Source organism: Stenotrophomonas maltophilia, assembly GCF_006970445.1.
Lineage (GTDB): Bacteria > Pseudomonadota > Gammaproteobacteria > Xanthomonadales > Xanthomonadaceae > Stenotrophomonas > Stenotrophomonas maltophilia_AU.
This window is the reverse complement of sequence record NZ_CP033877.1, coordinates 1,497,788-1,518,326: the sequence shown is the minus strand read 5'-3', so window position 1 is coordinate 1,518,326 and position 20,539 is coordinate 1,497,788. Positions and strand designations below refer to the sequence as shown.

Sequence of the window (20,539 nt, the reverse complement as noted above, 5' to 3'; positions counted from 1 at the left end):
CGTTGCATCGGACCCGACGGAGCTGGCATGAAGCATCCCGCGAGCGACCTGCACGACCTGGCCACCCAGCGCCCCGAGTCACTGGACGCGTACTGGATGCCGTCCCCCGCCAACCGCCAGTACAAGGCGGCACCACGCATGCTGGTGCGCGCCGAAGGCATGCACTATGAGGATGTCGACGGCCGCCAGATCCTCGATGGCACTGCCGGCCTGTGGTGCTGCAACGCCGGCCACGCCCGCCCACGCATCGTCGAGGCCATCGTCGAACAGGCACGCACGCTCGACTACTCGCCGGCGTTCCAGATGGGCTCGCCGCCGGCCTTCGCGCTGGCGCAACGGCTGGCGGCACTGGCCCCGGCCCCGCTCAACCATGTGTTCTTCACCAGTTCCGGCTCCGAGGCGGTGGATACCGCGATGAAGATCGTGCTGGCCTACCATCGCCAGCGTGGCGAGGGCCAGCGCACCCGCTTCATCAGCCGCGAGAAGGCCTACCACGGGGTCGGCTTCGGCGGCATGGCGCTGGGCGGGCTGCCCAACAACCGCAAGCCGTTCGGCCTGCAGCTGGGTGGCATCGATTACCTGCGGCACACCCTGGACCTGCAGCGCAACGCGTTCAGCAAGGGCCTGCCACGCCAGGGTGCGGAGCTGGCCGACGACCTGGAGCGGCTGATCGCACTGCATGATGCCTCCACCATCGCGGCGGTGTTCGTCGAGCCCATTGCCGGTTCCGCTGGGGTCATCCTGCCCGCGCCCGGCTATCTGCAGCGCCTGCGCGAGCTGTGCGACCACCACGGCATCCTGCTGGTGTTCGACGAGGTCATCACCGGCTTCGGCCGGGTCGGCATGCCGTTCGCCGCGCAGCGCTTCGGGGTCACTCCGGACCTGCTGACCTTCGCCAAGGCGGTCAGCAACGGCGCGGTACCACTGGGTGGCGTGCTGGCCAGCGACGCCGTGCATGCAACCCTGATGCAGGCACCGCCACAGGCCATCGAACTGTTCCATGGCTATACCTATTCGGGGCACCCGCTGGCCTGCGCAGCGGCGCTGGCGACGCTGGAGGTCTATGTCGAGGAACGCCTGTTCGAACGTGCCATCGAACTGGGTGAGTACTGGCAGGAACGACTGCATGCGCTGCAGGGCCTGCCCAACGTGATCGACATCCGCAACTTCGGGCTGGTCGGCGCGGTCGAACTGGCGCCGCGCCGCGATACCCCCGGCAGCCGTGGCTATGAGGTGTTCCGGCGCTGCTTCCACGACGGCCGGCTGCTGGTGCGCTGCACCGGCGACATCATCGCGCTGTCGCCGCCGCTGATCGTGGACAAGGCGCAGATCGACCAGATCACCGGCACCCTGGGCGAGATGATCCGGGCCACCGCCTGAGCCCGGGCCGGGGGTGGCGAGCGGGTACAATGGGCGGTTCCGCTCCTGCTCGCTGCCGTGCCCATGGATATCGTCGTCAAAGAAGAACTCAAGGCCTACATCGACCCGCTGACCGCGGACGAACATGACGCGCTGGAGCGCAGCATCCTGGCCGAAGGCTGCCGCGATGCGCTGGTGCTGTGGGGCGATGTGCTGGTCGACGGCCACAACCGCTTCGGCATCTGCCAGAAGCATGGCCTGCCCTTCAACACCGTGCAGAACACCCGCTTCCAGAGCATGGAAGACGTGCATCTGTGGATGATCGAGCAGCACCTGGGCCGCCGCAGCGTGTCCGACTTCCAGCGCGGCGTGCTGGCACTGCGCAAGCGCGACATCCTGGCCGCCCGCAAGCAGGTGGAGCAGGCGCAGCTGCAGCGCGAGAGCGATGGCACCGCCGACGTCGTCGAAGAGGCCGGGGAAGACAGCCCGCCGTGGGAACCGGCACCGAAGATCAGCCGCGCCGAGCTGGCCCGCGAAGCCAAGCTGAGCACCAGCCAGGTCGGCATGATCGAACGCATTCACGCCCAGGCTGCGGCCGAAGTGGTGGAAGCGGTGAAGGCCGGCATGATCTCGATCAGCGCCGCCGCGGCCGTGGCCGACCTGCCGGAAGACGAGCAGCGCGCCGCCGCCGCCGGTGGCAAGGACGAGCTGAAGCAGGCCGCCAAGCGCGTGCGCGAGTCCAAGCGCAAGCCTCGCGCAGCAAAGCCGGAAGCGGCCGAAATGGACTTCGAGGACGCGGACGAGGAGCAGATCGCCAGCCGCGATGCCGAAGTGCTGTCGGCGCTGGAGCAGCTGGGCGAGGATGCACCGGCGTTGCGCCGTCGCGTGGTCGCGTTGACCCGCGAGAACGACACCCTGCGCGCGCAGCTGGCCGCGCTGCGCAAGCAGCTCGAAATCCAGTAACCGGTAGTGCCGGCCGCTGGCCGGCAACGCCATGAACGTATCGGGTGAACTGCAGGTGCCGGCCAGCGGCCGGCACTACCCGGTGCTCATCCAGTGGCAGGTAGACTTCCGGCATGACGCCTGCCCACGATCCGCGCCGCGCACAACTGCGGCGCCTGAAAGCCCTCGCGCTCGGCCTGCTGCTGTTGATGCTGGCCGGATTCGCGGTCAGCCACTGGCAGGGCGAGCGCGGCATCTGGGCCTGGGTCTCGGCGTTCTGCGAGGCGGCTGCGGTCGGTGCACTGGCCGACTGGTTCGCGGTCGTCGCCCTGTTCCGGCGCCCGATGGGCCTGCCGATTCCGCACACCGCGATCATTCCGCGCAGCAAGGAGCGCATCGGCGACAGCCTCGCCCTGTTCGTGCGCGACCAGTTCCTGGAACCGGGTGTGCTGCTGGCCAAGCTGCAGGTGTTCGATCCGGCCAGCCGCCTCGGCAGCTGGTTGGCCGACCCGGCACGCTCGCGGATGCTGGCCGACATGGCCCGCGGCTGGGCCCTGCAGGCACTGGACTTCTTCGACGAAACCGCGGTGCGCCGGCAGCTGCATGCCTTCGTGGTGCAGCAGCTGCGGCAGTGGAATGCCGCCGCCACCGCCGGTGAACTGCTGGCCCTGCTGACCGCCGATGGGCGCCACCAGCGCGTGCTGGACGAGGGCCTGCAACGGCTGGGGCGCTGGCTGGAACAACCGGAGGTGAAGGAACGCGCCTCGCAGTTGATCGTGCGCTATATCCAGCGCGAATGGCCGACGTTGTCGAGCACGGTGAACTGGGTCAAGCCGATAGACGAGATCGGCGACAGCCTGGCCGAGCGCCTGGCACGGGCGGTGCTGGAAGAACTGCAGCAGGTGCTGGCCGAGCCGCAGCATCCGCTGCGCCAGGACTACGAGACCTGGCTGCAGAACTACGTGCAGCGCCTGCGCGAGGATCCGGCCCTGGCCGAGCGCATCGAACAGCTCAAGCAGGAAATGATCGACCACCCCGCCCTGCAGGAGTACGTGCAGGGGCTGTGGGCGCGCATCCATGCCAGCCTGCGCGCCGACCTGCAGCGCGAGGACTCGGCGCTGGTCGGCCACCTGCAGCGCAGCCTCGCGTCACTGGGCAGCAGCCTGCAGGCCGACCCGGCGCTGCGCGAGGCCCTCAACCAGCATCTGCTGGAAGGTGCGCAGCGCCTGACCGGCCGCCTGCGCGAGGGCGTAACCACGCATATCGCGCAGACCGTGAAGGGCTGGGACGAACGGCACCTGGTCGAGCAACTGGAACTGAGCGTCGGTCGCGACCTGCAGTTCATCCGCTTCAACGGTACGCTGGTGGGCGGGCTGATCGGCCTGCTGCTGCATGCGGCAACCGTGGTGTTCAGGTTCTAGACGCGCGCCCGGCCATCCGATTCGCGACCGCCGGAACGCGGCAAGCCGTCACGCTTGATTAACGAAATGCGAATGCCTATCATTTGCTAATCGGTTGTACGCTTAGCCAAGCGGGGCACGGAAGCACGTACCCGCCCGCCCCTTCGCCCGTGTACATCCCCCGACTACCGGGTCGCCCGCACTGCGCGGGCGGCGCATCGTCGATGGGACTCGCTGGGCGACGTGCGCGGAGCGCATGGCTGCCGTGCCTGCGCATTCCATCGCCTGTTTCGTCCTGCATGGAATCGCACCGATGGCAATGCCGCTCAATCCCCCTCGTCCTACTCTGCTGGCCCTGGCCGTGACCGCACTGATGATCGCTCCGCTGGCCCATGCCGACGGCACTGCCGAATCCTCCGCGCGCACGCTGGACACCGTGAAGGTGACCGCCGACGGCGAGATTCCCAACAGCTACACGGTGAAGAGCGCGCGCAGTGCGACCAAGCTCGACCTGTCGCTGCGCGAGACGCCGCAGTCGGTGACGGTCATCACCCGCCAGCGCCTGGATGACATGGGCCTGTTCTCGTTGTCGGACGTGATGGGCCAGGTCACCGGGGTCAGCGTGTCGGTCACCGACAGCGAACGCATCAACTACGTCTCGCGCGGCTACACCATCGACAACTTCCAGATCGACGGCATGCTCAACACCTTCGGTGGCTCGGTCAAGACCAACACCGACAACGTGATCTACGAGCGCATCGAGGTGATCCGCGGCGCCACCGGCCTGACCACCGGCGCGGGCGATCCATCCGGCACCATCAGCATGATCCGCAAGCGCCCGACCGATACCTTCCAGATGGGTGCCAACCTGACCCTCGGCCGCTGGGGCAACCGTCGCCTGGAAGCCGACCTCGGCGGCCCCGTCGCCTGGGACGGGCGCATCCGCGCCCGCGTGGTCGCCGCCAAGCAGCAGAGCGACTCGTTCCGTGATGTCTATGCGCTGGACAAGGACGTGTTCTACGGCATCGTCCAGGCCGACCTGAGCGACAGCACGCTGTTCGAGGTGGGCTACGAGTACCAGTCGCCGCATACCACCGGCGTGACCTGGGGCGTGGTGCCGTACTGGGGCGCCAACGGCGCGCCGGCCAACCTGCCGCGCTCGACCAACCTGTCGGCCACCTGGAGCGCCTGGCCGATCGTGGAAAAGACCACCTTCGCGCGCCTGGAACAGCAACTGGGCAACGGCTGGTCGGTGAAGGGCAACGTCAGCCATGCGGTACGCGATACCGACGGCAGCGTCTGGTACGGCGCGGCCGGCTATCCGCGCACCGACGGCACCGGCGTGACCGCCTACATTTCCCACTTCAATGAACACAGCACAATGGATGTGTTCGACATCAACGTGGGTGGGCCGTTCAAGCTGTTCGGGCGCGAACACGAACTCGTGTTCGGCCTGGGCCAGTCGGTGCGCAAGGGCGAGTCCGAAGACATGGACTTCGACTACGGCACGGCCTATGCCGTGGTGCCTGACTGGCGGAACTGGACCGGCAACGTGCCGGTACTGCCGGTCACCCGCCTCGGCCGCCTGGCCTCTGAAAACGAGCTGCGCCAGCGCGCCGCCTACATCGCCGCGCGCCTGCGCCTGGCCGATCCGCTGCTGGCCGTGGTCGGCGCGCGTTATGGCAGCTGGGAAACCCGTAACTGGGCCTATGGCTACGACGCCGCCGGCAACCGCAACCGCACCACGCGCACCGGCTACAAGCCCGACGATATGCTCACCCCATACGCGGGCCTGGTCTATGACTTCAACTCGACCTTCAGCGCCTACGTCAGCTACACCGATATCTTCAAGCCGCAGAACTACCTTGACCACAACGGCAACTACCTGGAACCGGTGGTCGGTGACATGTATGAAGCCGGCGTCAAGGCCGAGTTCTTCGGCGGCCTGCTGAATGCTTCGGCAGCCGTGTTCGAAGGCAAGCAGGACAACGTGGCCGAAATCGACGATTCGGTGCCGCTGAATTCACTGCCCGACGGAGGCCAGGCCTATCGGTCCACCGGCAAGGGCAACAAGGTCAAGGGCTGGGAAGTCGAGACCCAGGGCAGCATCGGCGAACAATGGAATGTCTCGGCGGGCTTCGCCCACACCGTCATCCGCAACAACGCCGGCGTGCTGCAGCGGACCACCACCCCGCAGGACACCTTCCGCCTCAACACCAGCTGGCGTCCGGGCGGCATCGATGGCCGCTTCTGGCTGGGCGGTGGTGTGACCTGGCAGAGCCGCCTCTGGAACAACAGCACGAAGCCGGCCGCCGACTATCTCACCAGCGGCCGCACCGAGCGCGCGCAGATCACCCAGGACGCGTTCTACCTGGTGAATCTCGCCGGCGGCTACCGCTTCAGCGAGAACTTCAGCGCGCAGCTGAACATCAACAACCTGCTCGACAAGAAGTACTTCAACAACGTCGGTTTCTACAACGGCGTGTATTGGGGCGAACCGCGCAACGTGACGATGACGCTGCGCTGGAAGCTCTGACCCTGGATGGATGGCACCGGTTCTGCGACCGCTGCCCGGCCAGGGATGGCCAACCCCGGTGCACTGCGGTGCACCGGTTCCTTTTCACTGAAACCTGCAGGAACGCCGTGGACCGCTCGCCCGCAACCGCCAGCCCCCGCACCTTCTTCTCCAACCCGCGCTGGGGCGTGCTGTCACGCTCGTTGGCTGCAATCTTCGGCGGCTATGCGCTGGCCTCGGTGACCAGCGTGTTCTGCGCGGTGGCACTGCCCGGCGCACGTGGCCAGACCGTGCTGACCGGCATGCTGCTGGCCATTCTGGTGGCCGCCTGCGCGGCGTTGTGGGCGTTCGCCACCCGCAGCGCGCTGCGCGCCTGGGTCGGCATCCTCGCCCCCACCCTGCTGATGGCAGCCATTTCGCGCCTGATGGGGGCCTGGGCATGAAGAATGGATTCCGCCAGTCGATGGCGTGGCTGCACACCTGGACCGGCCTGCTGGTCGGCTGGTTGCTGCTGCTGATTTTCATGGCCGGCACGGCCAGCTACTACCGCGAAGAAATCAGCCGCTGGATGCGTCCGGAACTGCCGTCCAGCAACGTCAGCATCGACGTCGCCGCGCAGCGCGCCGTGGACTACCTGCAGGCCAACGCCGCGCAGGCCGAGAACTGGTTCGTCACCCTGCCGCAGCCGCGCAACCCGGCCATGCAGATGTTCTGGCGGCTGCCACCGGAACTGGCCGACCCCAGCCGCGGCCGTCGTGGTGGCTTCGGCGACGCCACGCTGGACCCGAACACCGGCCAGGCACTGAAAGCGCGCGAAACGCGTGGCGGTGATTTCTTCTACCGCCTGCATTTCGACCTGCACTACATCCCGGTGCTGTGGGCGCGCTACCTGGTCGGCTTCTGCGCGATGTTCATGCTGGTGGCGATCATCACCGGCGTCATCACCCACAAGAAAATATTCAAGGACTTCTTCACCTTCCGCAAGGACAAGGGCCTGCGGTCCTGGCTCGATTTCCACAACGTCAGCGCGGTGATGGCGCTGCCGTACCACGCGATGATCACCTACACCGGCATCGTCACCCTGATGATCATGTACCTGCCGTGGGGCGTGAAGGTGGCCTACCCGCAGGACGAGGACAAATTCTTCAGCGAAGCCTTCGGTGGCATGCCGGAGGTGACTGCGCCGGCCGAAGGCCGCGCCACCCCGCTGCCGATCGCGCAGCTGCTGGACAGCGCGCGTGCACATTGGCACGGCGTGGAAGTGGCCGGCTTCACCGTGTCCAATCCGGGCGCAGCCAATGCCGTGATCGACATACGCCAACGCGACGGCAAACGCCTGTCCACCGACACTCCCGCCGTTCGCTACGACATGGTCAATGGCACGTTGCTGGAGGAAACGCCGCCGTCCGGCGGCGCCACTGCCACCCGCGGCGTGCTGTATGGCCTGCACCTGGCGCGCTTTGCCGATTGGGGCCTGCGTGCACTGTTCTTCCTGTCCGGCCTGGTCGGCTGCCTGATGGTCGCCAGCGGCGTGGTGCTGTGGGCGGTGAAGGAACGGCCGAAGCATGCCAAGAGTGGGCGCACCGGCTTCGGCCTGCGCCTGGTCGATGCGCTGAACATCGGCACCGTGGCCGGCCTGCCGATCGCCTTCGCGGCCTACTTCTGGGGCAACCGCCTGCTGCCGCTGGACATTGCCGAGCGCTCGAGTGCGGAAGCCAACGTGTTCTTCTACGCCTGGGGCGGCGCGCTGCTGGCTGCCTTCATCTGGCCGAAGCGGATGATGTGGGCGTGGCAGCTCTACCTGGGTGCGGCCGCGTTCGCACTGGTGCCGGTGGTCAATGCGTTGACCACGCACGCGCATCTGGGCATCACCCTGCGCAATGGTGACTGGGTGCTGGCCGGCTTCGATCTTTCGATGATCGCGTTCGGTGCAATGCTGGCGCTGTGCGGCTGGCGCATGCAGCGCTGGACCCCACCGCTGTCTGCGGCCGAGAAGAAGAAGCGCGCGGCCGCCGCGGCTGCACCCAAGGCACCGGTCGAAGCGGCGGAAGCGGCCGAAGCGGAGGCCAGCGCATGATGCTGCTGGCACTGACCTTGTCGTTCTCCGCGTTCACCGCGCTGTCGCTGGCGATGGAAAAGCACCAACACGACCTGCACGGCAAGGCCGCTGCCGCACCCGCACGGCGCACGCAGTGGCGGGTGCTGGGCTGGGCGCTGCTGACCGCGGCGTTCGCACTGTGCGTTGCCGACCACGGCTGGGCGATGGGCCCGGTGCTGTGGCTGGGCGCAATGACCGTGGGCGGCGTGGCACTGTCGTTCGGGCTGTACCCGTACCGCCCGAAGTGGATCGCGCCGCTGGCGATCGCGCTGCCGGTGTTGGGGCTGGTGGTGGCGGTGCTGTAACCGCCATCCACGCATGGCGTGGATCTACTGAACAACCATCCATGCATGGCGCGGATGTGCCGGCCAGATATGGGTAGTGCCGGCCGCTGGCCGGCCGCCCATGAACCCTCTGCGGATCTGACACCATTGCCGGCCAGCGGCCGGCACTACCGGACTTACCCCAACCGCTTCAGTTCCCACGCGCGGTGGATGCGCGCGTTGCGCTCGAAATCCGGGCCGATGGTGCGCGCGGTGATCTCGCGGCACTGGGCGAATTCGGCGATGGCGTTCTCTTCCAGCTTGAAGCGGCGGAAGTTGTTGGAGAAGTACAGCACGCCACCCGGTGCCAGCCGTGCCACCGCTGCCCGCAGCAGCTTCAGCTGTTCGCGCTGTACGTCGAAGTCATCGGCGCGTGCGGAGTTGGAGAAGGTCGGCGGGTCACAGAAGATCACGTCGTACTGCCCACGGTCGCCTTCCAGCCAGGCCATCGCATCGGCCTGAACCAGCAGGTGCTGGTTGCCACCCTGCCCGTTCAACGCCAGGTTGTCGTAGCACCACTGCAGGTAAGTGGCCGACAGATCGACGCTGGTGGTGCTGGCGGCACCGGCCACCGCCGCCTGCACACTGGCCACGCCGGTGTAGCAGAACAGGTTGAGGAAACGCTTGCCACGCGCCTGCTCGGCCATCATCCGGCGCAGCGGGCGGTGGTCGAGGAACAGACCGGTGTCCAGGTAGTCGAACAGGTTCACCTGCAGCAGCGCGTTGTTCTCGCGCACCACGATGAACTCTTCACGCTGCTCGAAGCGGCCGTACTTGCTGCCGCCCTTGCCGCGCTCGCGCGACTTCATCGAGACCTGCTCCGGCGGCACGCCGAACACTTCGCGCGCGGCCGCCAGCAGCTCGTTGCGGCGGCGGCGCACGTCGTTCTCCGGAATCGCCGCCGGTGCAGCGTATTCCTGCACATGCAGGAAGGTGCGGCGCTTGCCACCGTCTTCCTCGTAGACATCGATGGCCGCCGCGTACTCCGGCAGATCGGCGTCGTAGGCGCGGAAGCAGGTGATGTCCTCGCGGGCGCGCCAGCTCTTGAACTTCTTCAGGTTCTTGCGCAGGCGGTTGGCCACCATCTGCGCGCCTTCGCTCAGTTCGCGCGGCTGCGCCGGGTCGCGGCCCGGCACGGCGATCGGGTCGCAGACGATCAGCGCGCATTCCAGCGCACCGTTGAACATCTGGTACTTCTTGCCTGCACGCAGGCCGGTGGCGAAGGCCAGTTCGTCGTTGCCGCACAGCAGGCTGGCGCGCCACTGCGGCACGGCCTTCTGCAGGGCATTGCCCAATGCGCGGTACAGCGCCGGATCCGCGGCCAGGCGCTCGTCGTAGGGCGGGTTGCAGACCACCGCACCGATCTCCTGCTCCGGCGCGGCCAGGTCGGCAACGTCGGCACGGGTGAAGCGGATCGCGTGGGCGACGCCCGCGACCTCGGCATTCTCGCGTGCCGCCTGGATCGCGGTCGGGTCGATGTCGCTGCCGTGGATGACCGGCTTCAGCGCGGCCAGGCCAGCGGCCTCGCGATCGCGTGCTTCGCTCTGGATGGTCTTCCAGGCCGCCTTGTCGAAGCCCAGCCAGCGGCTCGGCGGCAGGCTGCCGTGGCGCATCAGGCCAGGGGCAACGTCGGCGGCCATCAGCGCGCCTTCGATCAGCAGCGTGCCGCTGCCGCACATCGGGTCCAGCAGGCCGCCACCGGCGGCATGCAGGCGCGGCCACTGCGCGCGCAGCAGCAGCGCGGCGGCCAGGTTTTCCTTCAGCGGTGCCTCGTGGGCGGCGCCACGCCAGCCACGGCGATGCAGCGGGCCACCACCGAGGTCGATCGACAACGAGGCGCGGCCCTTGCGCAGCGACAGGTTGACGCGCACGTCGGGCAGATCGGTGTTGACCGAAGGACGCTCCAGGCCTTCATCGCGCATGCGGTCGACGATGGCGTCCTTGATCCGCTGCGCGGCGAAGCGGGCATGGGTGATCTTGTCGCCGGACACATGTGCGTCCACCGCCAGGGTCATCTCCGGCTTGATGTGCTCGTGCCACGGCAGCGCACGCACGCCGTCATACAGGGCCTGCTCGTCCGGGCACTCGAACTCGTCGATCGGCCACAGCACGCGGCTGGCCAGGCGCGACCACATCACGATCCGCAGCGCCTGCTCCAGTTCGCCCTCGGCGTTGACGCCGGCAATGGTGGCAGTGGCCTTGCCAAGGCCCAGGGCCGACAGTTCATCGGCAAGCAGGTATTCCAGGCCCTTGGCACAGGAGACGAAGAATTTCACGGGATCGGTTCGCAGGTGGTCGGGCGCGGCACAGGGGCCGGGCCGGTCGGAAAGGAGGGCCGTAGGCACGGCCGGCAGGCCCGCGCCGGGGGCGGCGGGGCTGCCATTGTAGTCAAAGCGGGTGGGCGCGCCGTGCGCCCGGGCTTCACAGTTGCCGCAGCAGGCGTTCGAAGGCCTGCGCGGAGGCCTCCACGTGGTGCTCCAGGCGGTGGCCGTCGTCGACCAGCAGCAGCTGCGCCGAACGCGCCTGCGCCCAGGCAATCACCCCGGCGGCCGGAACCACGTCGTCATGCCAGGCCTGGACCACGGTGGTTGGCACGGCGGCGGCGTCCAGCGCCGGCATCGGGCCCATGGTGGTCGGCGGCACCATCAGGAACAGGCCGGCGACCGGCACCTGCAGCGAGGCGATGGCGGAGATGTAGGCGCCCAGGCTGGAACCGGCCAGCACCACCGGGCCCTGCCGGGCGGCGATGGCGGTGCGCTCGACCAGGCGGCGCAGCCGGGTCGGCACGTCACCTACGCGGCTGACCTCGCTCATCGCGTCCAGGTCTGTATAGTCCGGGCGCTCATGGGTCCAGCCCAGGCGCTGCGCCACGTCGGCCAGCGCGGTGACCTTGGTCGCCTCCGGGCCGCTCTCGAAGCCATGGGACAGGATGCAGTGGCCGCGGCTCATGCGCGTGCTCCGTGGGCGCGGGCCAACGAGGAAAGGGAAGGCAGGTTCATGCCGCAATGCTAGCATCGCCGGATGCCCAACCCGCTCCTGCCCGGCCTGCAACTGCAGCCCCTGCCCTACGAAGACCGTCTGCCACTGCGCGACCCGGCCACGCTGGAGATGGTGGTGATCCACTGCACCGAGCTGCCCGACCTGGCGATGGCCCGCGAGTACGGTGAGCGCGTGCTGTACGACAGCGGTGCCGGCAACAGCGGCCACTTCTACATCGACCGCGATGGCAGCGTGGTGCAGTACGTGGCACCGGAACGCGTGGCCCACCACGTGCGCGGCATGAACGCGCATACGCTGGGCATCGAACTGGTCAACACCGGGCGCTACCCGCACTGGTTCGACAGCCGCCAGCAGGCGATGGACGAGGCGTACACCGAAGCACAGCTGCAGGCGCTGGAACGGCTGCTGCTGGCGCTGGTGGCGCACTATCCGTCGCTGCGGCGGATTGCCGGGCATGACCAGCTGGACCTGGAGCAGGTCCCGGCCAGCGACGATGCGACGCTGACGGTGGCGCGCAAGCGCGATCCGGGGCCGCTGTTCCCGTGGGCACGGATCCTGGCGAAGGTGCCGTTGCAGGGGCTGGATTGATCGACAGGGCTGCGCCCTGTACCCGCAGAGGCAACAGCCGAAGCAAGAACAACAGCAGCATTGCGTGGGATGGCGGGGTGGGTCCGGTTGCGGGGGACGCCGTAAACCCGTCCATGGGGGCTTGGCCGCGGCATCCATGCCGCGGACACCCCCGCAACCGGCCCCACCCCGCCTTCGACAGTTTCCCGCTGCTGTTGGTGGGTGTCGACCTTGGTCGACACGGGGTCGGATCCCGTTGCTACGCAACGGGCTCTGACCCCGATTTTCGGTTGATGGGGTCAGAGCCGTTTTCCGTTGGAAAACGGATCCGACCCCGCGTTGCTCAGGCGCCGGTGGCGACCGGACGACTGTTGTCGCTCACCCAGCCGCTCCAGGAATCGGCGTAGATGCGTGCGCCGGACAGACCGGCCGCTTCCATCGCCAGCAACAGGTGGCAGGCGGTGACGCCGGAGCCGCACATCAGCACCACCTGCTGCGGATCGCGATTGCCGATCACGCCCTGCAGTTCGGCGCGCAGCGCCTGGGCGTCGCGCAGGCGGCCGTCGAGTACATTCAATGCGAACGGGCGGTTGACCGCGCCCGGCACGTGGCCGGCGACCGGGTCCAGCGGTTCGACCTCACCGCGGAAGCGTTCACCCGCGCGCGCGTCGACCAGCCAACCCGGCGCATGCTTCAGCCGCGCGCTGATCTCTTCGGCATTGGCGATCTGGGTGGTATCGAAACGGCCCGGGTAGGCCGGCAGCGACGCGACCATGCCCTGCCCGGCCGCCAAGGGATGACCGGCGGCCTGCCAGGCTGCGATGCCGCCGTCGAGCACGGCCACCCGGGTGTGCCCGATCAGGCGCAGCAGCCACCACAGTCGCGAGGCGGCCATGCTGCCGTCGCTGCCGTCGTAGACCACCACCTGGGTGTCGGGACCGATGCCCCATTGGCCCAGTTTCCCGGCAAAGGCATCGCTGTCCGGCAGTGGATGACGACCATGGCCGGCACGGCCCAGGTCGGACAGATCACGGTTGAGATCGGCGTGCACCGCAGTCGGGATATGCCCTGCCAGGTACTGGCCGTCCGCAGCCTGCGGGTCGGCCAGTGATGCACGCGCATCGACCACGCGCACGGCGGTGCTGGCGGTAGCACGCGCATCAACGACGCGCACGCTTTCGCCCAGCGAAGCAGCAAGCGTGGCGACATCGACCAGGGTGGTCCACGGCGGATCAATCGGCTTCATTGCACTTGCTCCAGGCGGCGACGCAGGTTGTAGAGAATGGCGGCGGTCGCGCCCCAGATGCGCTGGCCCGGCCAGCCATACTCAAGGACGTGGCGGACCCGGCCGCGATGATTGATTTCGACCTGGCGCAGGCTGTCGGGCGCCATCAGATACTCCAGCGGCACCTCGAAAACCTCGGCCACTTCACTGGGCTGCGGCACCGGCACGAAATCCGGATCGACCACGGCCACCACCGGCGTGACCCGGTAGCCGGTAATGGTGACAAAGGGATCGAGATACCCCAGCGCCTGCACCTGGCCGGGCGCCAATGCGATTTCTTCCTGGCTCTCGCGCAGTGCGGCCGCCAGCGCATCGCGGTCGTCGGGTTCGGTGCGGCCGCCGGGGAATCCGACCTGGCCACCATGGGTGCGCAGGGTTTCGGTGCGACGGGTGAGGATCACCTGTGCACCGTTGGCGCGCGGCACGATGCCCGCCAGCACCGCCGCTTCCACCGGAGGCCCGGGCGGCAGCAGGTCGATCAGCTCGCTGCGGTTCCAGCCATCGCCGGCCGGCGGTTCGGCCAAGGGGTGCAGCGCGCGCATCAGTCGTTCGTGGTCGGCCAGCGAGCCGCGCAGGGAGTGCTGCAGTTGTTGCCGCAGTGGCTGCACGCGATGCAGGATGCGGCTGCGTTCCTCGTTGCTCATCGACGACCACCGCGCGATCTCATCGATATGCCGCCCGCAGCCGGTGCATTGCCGGTCCGGATCCAGCGTGCACACTCCGATGCAGGGACTTGCGACAACACGCGCCGATTCTTCCATTGTTTGCACCCGGCAACAGTAGCGCGATCGGGCTGAATTTGCGCGGGATGATGCGGTGCGCATGGCGTGGCGCCTGGGGTCGCAGCTGCGCAAACAAAAACGCGCCGGTGGGATCACCGGCGCGTTTCGTTTGCTGCTTTGATTTACTTGACGCTGACCAGCTTGATCTCGAACTGCACAGCCACGTTCGGCGGGAACGGGGTGCGCGGGTCGGCACCGTAGGCCTGGTCCGGCGGCAGGGTGACTTCCCACTTCGAGCCTGCCGGCATCTGCAGCAGGGTCTCGCGCATGGCCTTCATTTCGACTTCGCTGACCTTGATCGACGGGATCTGCTGGGCCGGGCGGGCTTCGGTCGGGCGCTGGCCGTACGGGAACGGACCGGCCACTTCCAGCGCCACGGTGCTGGCCTGGGTCGGCTTGGCACCCTTGCCGGCTTCGATCACGCGGTACTGGACGCCGCTCGGCAGGGACTGCACGCCGGCCTTGGCCTTGTTCGCCGCGATGAACTGATCGCTCTTGGTCTTGTTTTCGGCAGCAGCCTTTTCGTACTCGGCCTTGGCAGCCTGGGCACGGCCCTGCTCGCGCTTCTGGAACGCTTCAACGGCCGGCTTCAGCTGCTCGGCGGTGATCGCCGGCTGCTTCTTGGCGTAGGCATCCTGCAGGCCCTTCACCACCGAGTTGATGTCCAGCTGCTCACCGCGACCGGTCAGCTCCGCCAGGTTGTTGCCGTAGTCGTAACCGAAGTAATAACTCAGCTTGCCCTTCTCGGACGCGATGTCCTGGGCGAAGGCATTGCCCGTCAGGGCCAGGGCCGCGACGGCGACCGCGATAGAACGCAACTTCATCAAACAGTTCTCCAGGGGTGGTAACTCAGGGACGTTCTGCGCCGCCCTGAGGCGACGGGTTAGGATAACGGGCGCAACGTGTAACCGCTACTCACGATGCAGGCTATGACCCGTCTGCGTTTGCAGAGTTCAATATCACTTTTTTTTAACGTTCCAGGAGTTTTCCCGTGGCCGATGCCCTGATCGCTGTCGCCGACGACGGCGCCATCCGCACCGTGACCGTCCAGCGCCCGGACAAGCTCAACGCCCTCAACGCCGCGACCCTGCAGGCCCTGGCCGATGCCTTCAAGGACGCCGCTGCCGATCCGGAGGTGCGCGTGGTGGTGCTGACCGGGGCGGGCCCGAAGGCCTTCGTGGCCGGTGCAGACATCGCCGAGATGAACACACTCAGCGCCGTTCAGGGACGTGATTTCTCGCTGCTGGGCCAGGCCCTGATGCGCCAGATCGAACGCATGCCCAAGCCGGTCATCGCGCGTGTGAACGGATTTGCGCTGGGCGGCGGCCTGGAACTGGCGATGGCGTGCCACCTGCGCATCGCCGCGGATACCGCCAAGGTTGGCCAGCCGGAAATCAACCTCGGCCTGATTCCCGGCTTCGGCGGCAGCCAGCGCCTGCTGCGCCTGTGCGGCCGTGCCGCTACCCTGGAGCTGTGCCTGCTGGGCGCCCCGATCAATGCCGCGCGTGCGCTGGAACTGGGCATCGTCAACGAAGTCGTGCCCGCCGACGCGCTGGACAACCGCGTGCAGGACATCGCCCGCCAGCTGGCGCGCTCGGCTCCGCTGGCCCTGCGTGGGCTGCTCGATGCGGTGCACGTGGGCGGCGAATGCAGCCTGGAAGCCGGGTTGGAGTATGAAAGCGCGCAGTTCGGCCTGCTGTTCGCCACCGAAGACATGCGCGAAGGCACCAGCGCGTTCCTGCAGCGCCGCCCGCCGGCGTTCCAGAACCGCTGACGCCATGGCATCCCGACCCAACCCCGCGCAGCTGTTCGCCCGGGTCCAGGCAGACGATCTCGATGGCGCACTGCAGGCCGGCCTGATGGACTACGTCGTCCATGCCGGCGATGACCGGTTGCTGCCCGACCACCCGGACCTTCCGCAACGCCTGTGCCAGGCCCAGCAGCAGCTGCAGGCGGCCTGGGCCGCACGCGAACGCTATCGCGCCCGCGCGGTGCGCCTGGCCCGCCGCGAGGCCGAGCGCGATGCACGTCGCACCCCGGCCCCGGCGCCGGACGTGAAGCCCGCCCTGCCCGCTGCGGCGGCCGCGATTCTCGCCCGGGCCAAGGCCCGCGCCACCGGCAAGGAACAGTAATGGCCACCGCAAGGAAGACCACCCGCGCACCGGCGCGACGCGGCGGCCGCATGCCGCGCGCCGACGTGGTGGAGATGTTCACCCGCCTGCGCGAACTCAATCCGCATCCGAAGACCGAACTGGAGTACAGCTCGCCGTTCGAGCTGCTGGTGGCCGTGGCGCTGTCCGCGCAGGCCACCGACGTCGGCGTCAACAAGGCCACGCGTCGCCTGTTCCCGGTCGCCAACACCCCGGCGAAGATCCTTGCGCTCGGCGAGGATGGCCTGAAGCAGTACATCGCCACCATCGGGCTGTTCAACGCCAAGGCAAAGAACGTGATCGCCACCTGCGCGATCCTGCTGCAGAAGTACGGCGGCGAAGTGCCGCGCGACCGCGAAGCGCTGGAAGCGCTGCCCGGTGTCGGCCGCAAGACCGCCAACGTGGTGCTCAACACCGCGTTCGGCGAGCCGGTGATGGCGGTGGACACGCACATCTTCCGCGTCTCCAACCGTACCGGCCTGGCCCCGGGCAAGAACGTGCGCGAGGTGGAAGATACGCTGGTGAAGGTGATTCCGGCCGAGTTCCTGCTCGACGCGCACCATTGGCTGATCCTGCATGGCCGCTACGTGTGCAAGGCGCGCAAGCCGGATTGCCCGGGCTGCGTGATCGCCGACCTGTGCCGGTTCAAGGAAAAGACCACGGCCGAGGCGTGACGCGGAACGTGTTGTGACGAAACGAAGACGGCGGGCACAAGGCCCGCCGTCTCCCTTTAAGACACTGTGCTTCAGGTGATCAGAACGACAGATCGCCCCAGACGCCGAATTCCTTGGTCTTGTCGTTCTTCTTGTCGCCGGCGTTGGCCAGGTGCGTGTACTTGTACACGGTCGACAGCTTGAGGTTCTTCATGACCGGGAACTCGACGCCGACGTTCCAGTACTTGTCGCTCAGGGTCGGGTCCAGGGTCTTGCTGACGTCGGTGTCATCGTAACGACCGAACACATTGATGCCGCCGTCGGTGACGCGCACGCTGCCCCACACCGACCAGCCGCTGGTCTTGTCGGTGGCAACAGTCAGCACGTTGTTGAGGTTCTTGGCCTGGAAGTACTCGCCACCGACGCGGAAGTTGCTGTCGGCGTAGGCGACCATCGCGTTGGCGCGGGTGTAGGTGTTCTCGGCGCTCTGGATGTCGGTTTCCTTGCCCAGCTTGCCGCTGTAGCCGCCGACGGCCACCACGAAGTTTTCGTTCGGGGTGTAGGCCACGCGGCCTTCCACGTCCATGCCCTTGCTGCGGGTCGGGTTCTTGTAGCCGGCGCCGGACACGACCGACACGGCGTAGTTGAAGTTGTTGCCCAGGTTGCCGAAGCCATGCAGGCCCCAGTCGGACGAGTTGCCGTACTTCAGGCGGTCGGTCAGGGTGTTCTCGACATAACGCATGCCGTAGAACTTCTCGACGTACGGGATCCACGGCATGTCGGCGGCACCGACGCGCAGGTTGAAGGCCGGGTCGAAGCTGCCCTGCACGTAGGCCTTCTTGACGAACAGTTCGGTGTTGCCGATGGCCGAGCTGTACTGGAAGTCGGTGGTCAGGTTCGCCGACCAGATGTCGTTGAACTTGTGGTCGACGGTCAGGTAGAAGCGCTTGACGTCCAGACCGGTGCCGCTGGCGGCGGTGTCCTTGCCGTTGCTGGTCTTGTCGATGTTGGTCAGGTCGAAGAACATGCGACCGCCAATCTTGTTGTCATTGACCAGCTTGGCCAGCTTGTCGACGCTGGTCTGGGTCTTCTGCGCACCTTCCAGGGCCTGGGCCTGGGTGATGTTCACTTCGGACTGCGCGTCGGACTGCGCCTGCAGCGCCTGCGAATCGTTCTGCAACTGCTGGACCTGGGCCTGCAGCGCAGCGATCTGTGCCTGCAGCTGCTGCAACTGTGCCTGGGACACGCCCGAGCTGGCGGGGGCTGCGAAGGCGTCGGCGGAAACCAGACCGAGGCTTGCAACGACCGCGGCGGCGAGCAAATGGGAACGCATTTTGGATTTCTCCAGAGGGTTGGAATGGCTTGGGCAGAACGCCACGCCGGCAGGCCGGTCAAGCGTTTTGCGAACGTTCCGTTAAAACCATGACAGCCGAATGACAGATTGAGCACCAACCACAGATTTCTTCGTGCGGTCATGCGTACGACTCATTTGCAGCCACATGCTTGTCGATCCCTTGCGGCATATGGCGCGGCGTATCGGCGCCGACACCCCGGCAGGCCACCACACCGTCCTCGTCCGCGCCCTTTGGTTTCGCACGGATGACGCGGCATCCCTGCGCGATGCCAGGCGCAGACCGCGCGAAGGAAGGCAGCGGTCACCTCGTCGGCCATCTATAGAAGGTGACCGCAACCGATGCCGGCGCAGCTCCCTTGTGCCCGCATGACCGCCCCAGCCGCTGCGCGAAACCTTCACAGCCCGCGCTGCGCGGGCGCCGGGCGGCGCTGTAACGGTTGCGTCATACAACGGTCCCTGCGCTGTCATCGAACCGTTATGGAATGTGCGCCGGGCGGGTAACCCCGCATCCCAATCAACCCAGGAGCCACCCCGTGATCCACGCCTTCAAGTCGCGCGTTGCCGTTGCCGTCTTCGCAGCGTCGTCCGTGTTCGCCGCCAACGCCGCTGAAATCACCGGCGCGGGCGCCTCGTTCATCTACCCGGTGATGTCGAAGTGGTCGGCCGACTACAACGCTGCCACCAGCAACAAGGTCAACTACCAGTCGATCGGTTCCGGCGGCGGCATTGCGCAGATCAAGGCCAAGACCGTTGATTTCGGCTCCTCCGACGCCCCGCTGAAGCCGGAAGAACTGGCGGCTTCGGGCCTGGCGCAGTTCCCGTCGGTGATCGGCGGCGTGGTGCCGGTGGTCAACGTGGCCGGTATCGCCCCGGGCGCACTGAAGCTGGACGGCACCGTGCTGGCCAACATCTTCCTGGGCAAGATCAAGACCTGGAACGACCCGGCCATCGCCGCGCTGAACCCGGGCGTGACCCTGCCGAGCGCCAAGATCACCGTCGTGCACCGCTCGGATGGTTCGGGCACCACCTTCAACTTCGTCAACTACCTGTCCAAGGTCAGCCCGGAATGGAAGACCTCGGTCGGTGAAGGCACCTCGGTCCAGTGGCCGGCCGGCATCGGCGGCAAGGGCAACGAAGGCGTTGCTGCCTACGTGAAGCAGATCAAGGGCGGCATCGGCTACGTCGAACTGTCCTACGCACTGCAGAACAAGCTGTCGTACACCGCGATGAAGAACGCCGCCGGCAAGTTCGTGCAGCCGAGCGACGCCTCGTTCGCCGCTGCTGCCGCCAGCGCCGACTGGGCCAGCGCCAAGGACTTCTACCTGGTGATGACCAACGCCCCGGGCGCCGAGTCCTGGCCGATCACCGCCACCAACTTCATCCTGGTGCACAAGAAGCCGAAGAATGCTGCCAACGGCAAGGCCACCCAGGAGTTCTTCCGCTGGGTCTACAAGAGCGGCGACGCCCAGGCCCGCCAGCTGGACTACGTGCCGCTGCCGGACAGCCTGGTCCGCCAGATCGAGACCTACTGGTCGCAGAACCTGAAGTAAGCAAGCGCGTTCCCCCGCAGGAACGGGATCGGCGGGTCCTCTCTCCCCCGCCGATCCCACCCGGGCGCGAGATCCTCGAGATCTCGCGCTCTTCTTGTTTTTTCGGGATTGGTCGTGAAGAGCGCTGCGCATCCAATCTACTGCCCGGAGTCGGCGCAGGGCCCAGCCCGGGACACGCCGTAAACCCCGCTCCGCGGTCCGGCCCAGCCGCTGGCGGCTGTGCGTTCGGGCGCTTGCGAGGCAGTGCCTCGCAGGCAAAGCGCCCTCACCCATGGGGGCTCGATCGCGCCATCCATGGCGCGAACGGTCCCGGGCTGGGCCCTGCGCCGACTCTGGACAGTTCATCGGGGGCGCGGTGGGGTCATGGAAGGCAGAAGCAAAGGCAAGAGCGTTTGTAGAGCCCCGGCCGTCATATCGGTGCGCAGATCCGGGGCATCCCGGGCTCGGCGGGATGGAGGCCAACCCCGTGAAACCCTTGTCAGAACGTGATCCAGGACACCTCTGTCATGGTCGTAATACGGCTGTAACAAAAACATCATTTCATAGCCGCATCCGCCGACA

General features: G+C 67.3%; 18 protein-coding genes. 12 read left to right on the top strand and 6 right to left on the bottom strand.

The window, feature by feature from the left end; genetic code table 11:
* Nucleotides 1-27: 27 nt before the first annotated feature.
* The 7 genes from EGM71_RS06885 (at nt 28) to EGM71_RS06855 (ending at nt 8,619) form a co-directional block, all read left to right on the top strand.
* Nucleotides 28-1,380, top strand: a complete 1,353-nt coding sequence (locus EGM71_RS06885) for an aspartate aminotransferase family protein (protein ID WP_188488690.1) — start codon at nt 28-30, stop codon at nt 1,378-1,380.
* A 63-nt stretch (nt 1,381-1,443) separates the two neighbouring features.
* A complete protein-coding gene (locus tag EGM71_RS06880; protein ID WP_188488688.1) occupies nt 1,444-2,322 on the top strand; it encodes a plasmid replication/partition related protein in 879 nt (292 codons plus the stop codon).
* 113 nt (nt 2,323-2,435) lie between these two features.
* Nucleotides 2,436-3,722, top strand: coding sequence for a DUF445 domain-containing protein (locus tag EGM71_RS06875; RefSeq protein ID WP_188488686.1), 1,287 nt, complete (start codon nt 2,436-2,438; stop codon nt 3,720-3,722).
* Nucleotides 3,723-4,014: 292 nt separating this feature from the next.
* Complete coding sequence (locus tag EGM71_RS06870) at nt 4,015-6,237, top strand: TonB-dependent siderophore receptor (protein ID WP_188488684.1); 2,223 nt, start codon at nt 4,015-4,017, stop codon at nt 6,235-6,237.
* Between the two features lie 107 nt (nt 6,238-6,344).
* Nucleotides 6,345-6,659, top strand: coding sequence for a DUF3649 domain-containing protein (locus EGM71_RS06865; protein ID WP_188488682.1), 315 nt, complete (start codon nt 6,345-6,347; stop codon nt 6,657-6,659).
* Nucleotides 6,656-8,293, top strand: a complete 1,638-nt coding sequence (locus EGM71_RS06860; RefSeq protein ID WP_188488680.1) for a PepSY-associated TM helix domain-containing protein — start codon at nt 6,656-6,658, stop codon at nt 8,291-8,293. The genes EGM71_RS06865 and EGM71_RS06860 overlap by 4 nt, the downstream gene beginning before the upstream one ends.
* On the top strand, nt 8,290-8,619 hold the full coding sequence (locus EGM71_RS06855) for a DUF3325 domain-containing protein (RefSeq protein ID WP_188488678.1): 330 nt from the start codon (nt 8,290-8,292) through the stop codon (nt 8,617-8,619). The genes EGM71_RS06860 and EGM71_RS06855 overlap by 4 nt, the downstream gene beginning before the upstream one ends.
* A 155-nt stretch (nt 8,620-8,774) precedes the next feature.
* On the opposite strand, the gene rlmKL is transcribed toward EGM71_RS06855, so the two are convergent.
* Both rlmKL and EGM71_RS06845 read right to left on the bottom strand, forming a co-directional pair.
* Complete coding sequence (gene rlmKL, locus EGM71_RS06850; protein WP_188488676.1) at nt 8,775-10,913, bottom strand: bifunctional 23S rRNA (guanine(2069)-N(7))-methyltransferase RlmK/23S rRNA (guanine(2445)-N(2))-methyltransferase RlmL; 2,139 nt, start codon at nt 10,911-10,913, stop codon at nt 8,775-8,777.
* Nucleotides 10,914-11,058: 145 nt separating this feature from the next.
* Entirely contained in the window at nt 11,059-11,586 is a 528-nt protein-coding gene (locus EGM71_RS06845) for an alpha/beta hydrolase (RefSeq protein WP_014036558.1), read from the bottom strand.
* A gap of 72 nt (nt 11,587-11,658) precedes the next feature.
* Between EGM71_RS06845 and EGM71_RS06840 the strand changes: the two genes are divergently transcribed.
* Nucleotides 11,659-12,225 (top strand): N-acetylmuramoyl-L-alanine amidase, encoded by a 567-nt coding sequence (locus EGM71_RS06840; protein ID WP_188488674.1) that lies wholly within the window; start codon nt 11,659-11,661, stop codon nt 12,223-12,225.
* 322 nt (nt 12,226-12,547) lie between these two features.
* On the opposite strand, the gene EGM71_RS06835 is transcribed toward EGM71_RS06840, so the two are convergent.
* From EGM71_RS06835 to EGM71_RS06825, 3 genes are all read right to left on the bottom strand, one after another.
* Nucleotides 12,548-13,450: a sulfurtransferase gene (locus EGM71_RS06835; protein WP_188488672.1), complete on the bottom strand. Its 903-nt coding sequence runs from the start codon at nt 13,448-13,450 to the stop codon at nt 12,548-12,550.
* Entirely contained in the window at nt 13,447-14,250 is an 804-nt protein-coding gene (locus EGM71_RS06830; protein WP_188488670.1) for a CoA pyrophosphatase, read from the bottom strand. Before EGM71_RS06830 ends, EGM71_RS06835 begins: the two co-directional genes overlap by 4 nt.
* Nucleotides 14,251-14,393: 143 nt before the next feature.
* A complete protein-coding gene (locus EGM71_RS06825) occupies nt 14,394-15,095 on the bottom strand; it encodes an FKBP-type peptidyl-prolyl cis-trans isomerase N-terminal domain-containing protein (RefSeq protein WP_188488668.1) in 702 nt (233 codons plus the stop codon).
* Between the two features lie 167 nt (nt 15,096-15,262).
* On the opposite strand from EGM71_RS06825, the gene EGM71_RS06820 reads away from it, so the two are divergent.
* Genes EGM71_RS06820 through nth form a run of 3 tightly spaced genes read left to right on the top strand, consistent with a single transcriptional unit; the run spans nt 15,263 to nt 17,095 of the window.
* On the top strand, nt 15,263-16,045 hold the full coding sequence (locus tag EGM71_RS06820) for an enoyl-CoA hydratase/isomerase family protein (protein ID WP_188488667.1): 783 nt from the start codon (nt 15,263-15,265) through the stop codon (nt 16,043-16,045).
* A gap of 4 nt (nt 16,046-16,049) precedes the next feature.
* Nucleotides 16,050-16,403 carry a hypothetical protein gene (locus EGM71_RS06815; protein WP_188488665.1) on the top strand — a complete coding sequence of 118 codons (354 nt, stop codon included), beginning with the start codon at nt 16,050-16,052 and terminating at the stop codon, nt 16,401-16,403.
* On the top strand, nt 16,403-17,095 hold the full coding sequence (gene nth, locus EGM71_RS06810) for an endonuclease III (RefSeq protein ID WP_188488663.1): 693 nt from the start codon (nt 16,403-16,405) through the stop codon (nt 17,093-17,095). Before EGM71_RS06815 ends, nth begins: the two co-directional genes overlap by 1 nt.
* 79 nt (nt 17,096-17,174) lie before the next feature.
* Here the strand turns inward: nth and EGM71_RS06805 are convergent, their stop codons facing one another.
* Complete coding sequence (locus tag EGM71_RS06805) at nt 17,175-18,407, bottom strand: porin (RefSeq protein WP_014036551.1); 1,233 nt, start codon at nt 18,405-18,407, stop codon at nt 17,175-17,177.
* A gap of 554 nt (nt 18,408-18,961) precedes the next feature.
* Here EGM71_RS06805 and pstS point away from each other — a divergent pair.
* The gene (gene pstS, locus EGM71_RS06800) at nt 18,962-19,978 is read left to right on the top strand and encodes a phosphate ABC transporter substrate-binding protein PstS (protein WP_057504342.1); all 1,017 of its coding nucleotides are present in this window, start codon (nt 18,962-18,964) and stop codon (nt 19,976-19,978) included.
* Nucleotides 19,979-20,539 lie beyond the last annotated feature (561 nt).

Coding starts and splice junctions, on each gene's coding strand:
- EGM71_RS06885 (WP_188488690.1), top strand. CDS start 28: ATGAAGCATCCCGCGAGCGACCTGCACGACCTGGCCACCCAGCGCCCC.
- EGM71_RS06880 (WP_188488688.1), top strand. CDS start 1,444: ATGGATATCGTCGTCAAAGAAGAACTCAAGGCCTACATCGACCCGCTG.
- EGM71_RS06875 (WP_188488686.1), top strand. CDS start 2,436: ATGACGCCTGCCCACGATCCGCGCCGCGCACAACTGCGGCGCCTGAAA.
- EGM71_RS06870 (WP_188488684.1), top strand. CDS start 4,015: ATGGCAATGCCGCTCAATCCCCCTCGTCCTACTCTGCTGGCCCTGGCC.
- EGM71_RS06860 (WP_188488680.1), top strand. CDS start 6,656: ATGAAGAATGGATTCCGCCAGTCGATGGCGTGGCTGCACACCTGGACC.
- EGM71_RS06855 (WP_188488678.1), top strand. CDS start 8,290: ATGATGCTGCTGGCACTGACCTTGTCGTTCTCCGCGTTCACCGCGCTG.
- EGM71_RS06845 (WP_014036558.1), bottom strand. CDS start 11,586: ATGAGCCGCGGCCACTGCATCCTGTCCCATGGCTTCGAGAGCGGCCCG.
- EGM71_RS06840 (WP_188488674.1), top strand. CDS start 11,659: ATGCCCAACCCGCTCCTGCCCGGCCTGCAACTGCAGCCCCTGCCCTAC.
- EGM71_RS06835 (WP_188488672.1), bottom strand. CDS start 13,450: ATGAAGCCGATTGATCCGCCGTGGACCACCCTGGTCGATGTCGCCACG.
- EGM71_RS06830 (WP_188488670.1), bottom strand. CDS start 14,250: ATGGAAGAATCGGCGCGTGTTGTCGCAAGTCCCTGCATCGGAGTGTGC.
- EGM71_RS06825 (WP_188488668.1), bottom strand. CDS start 15,095: ATGAAGTTGCGTTCTATCGCGGTCGCCGTCGCGGCCCTGGCCCTGACG.
- EGM71_RS06815 (WP_188488665.1), top strand. CDS start 16,050: ATGGCATCCCGACCCAACCCCGCGCAGCTGTTCGCCCGGGTCCAGGCA.
- nth (WP_188488663.1), top strand. CDS start 16,403: ATGGCCACCGCAAGGAAGACCACCCGCGCACCGGCGCGACGCGGCGGC.
- EGM71_RS06805 (WP_014036551.1), bottom strand. CDS start 18,407: ATGCGTTCCCATTTGCTCGCCGCCGCGGTCGTTGCAAGCCTCGGTCTG.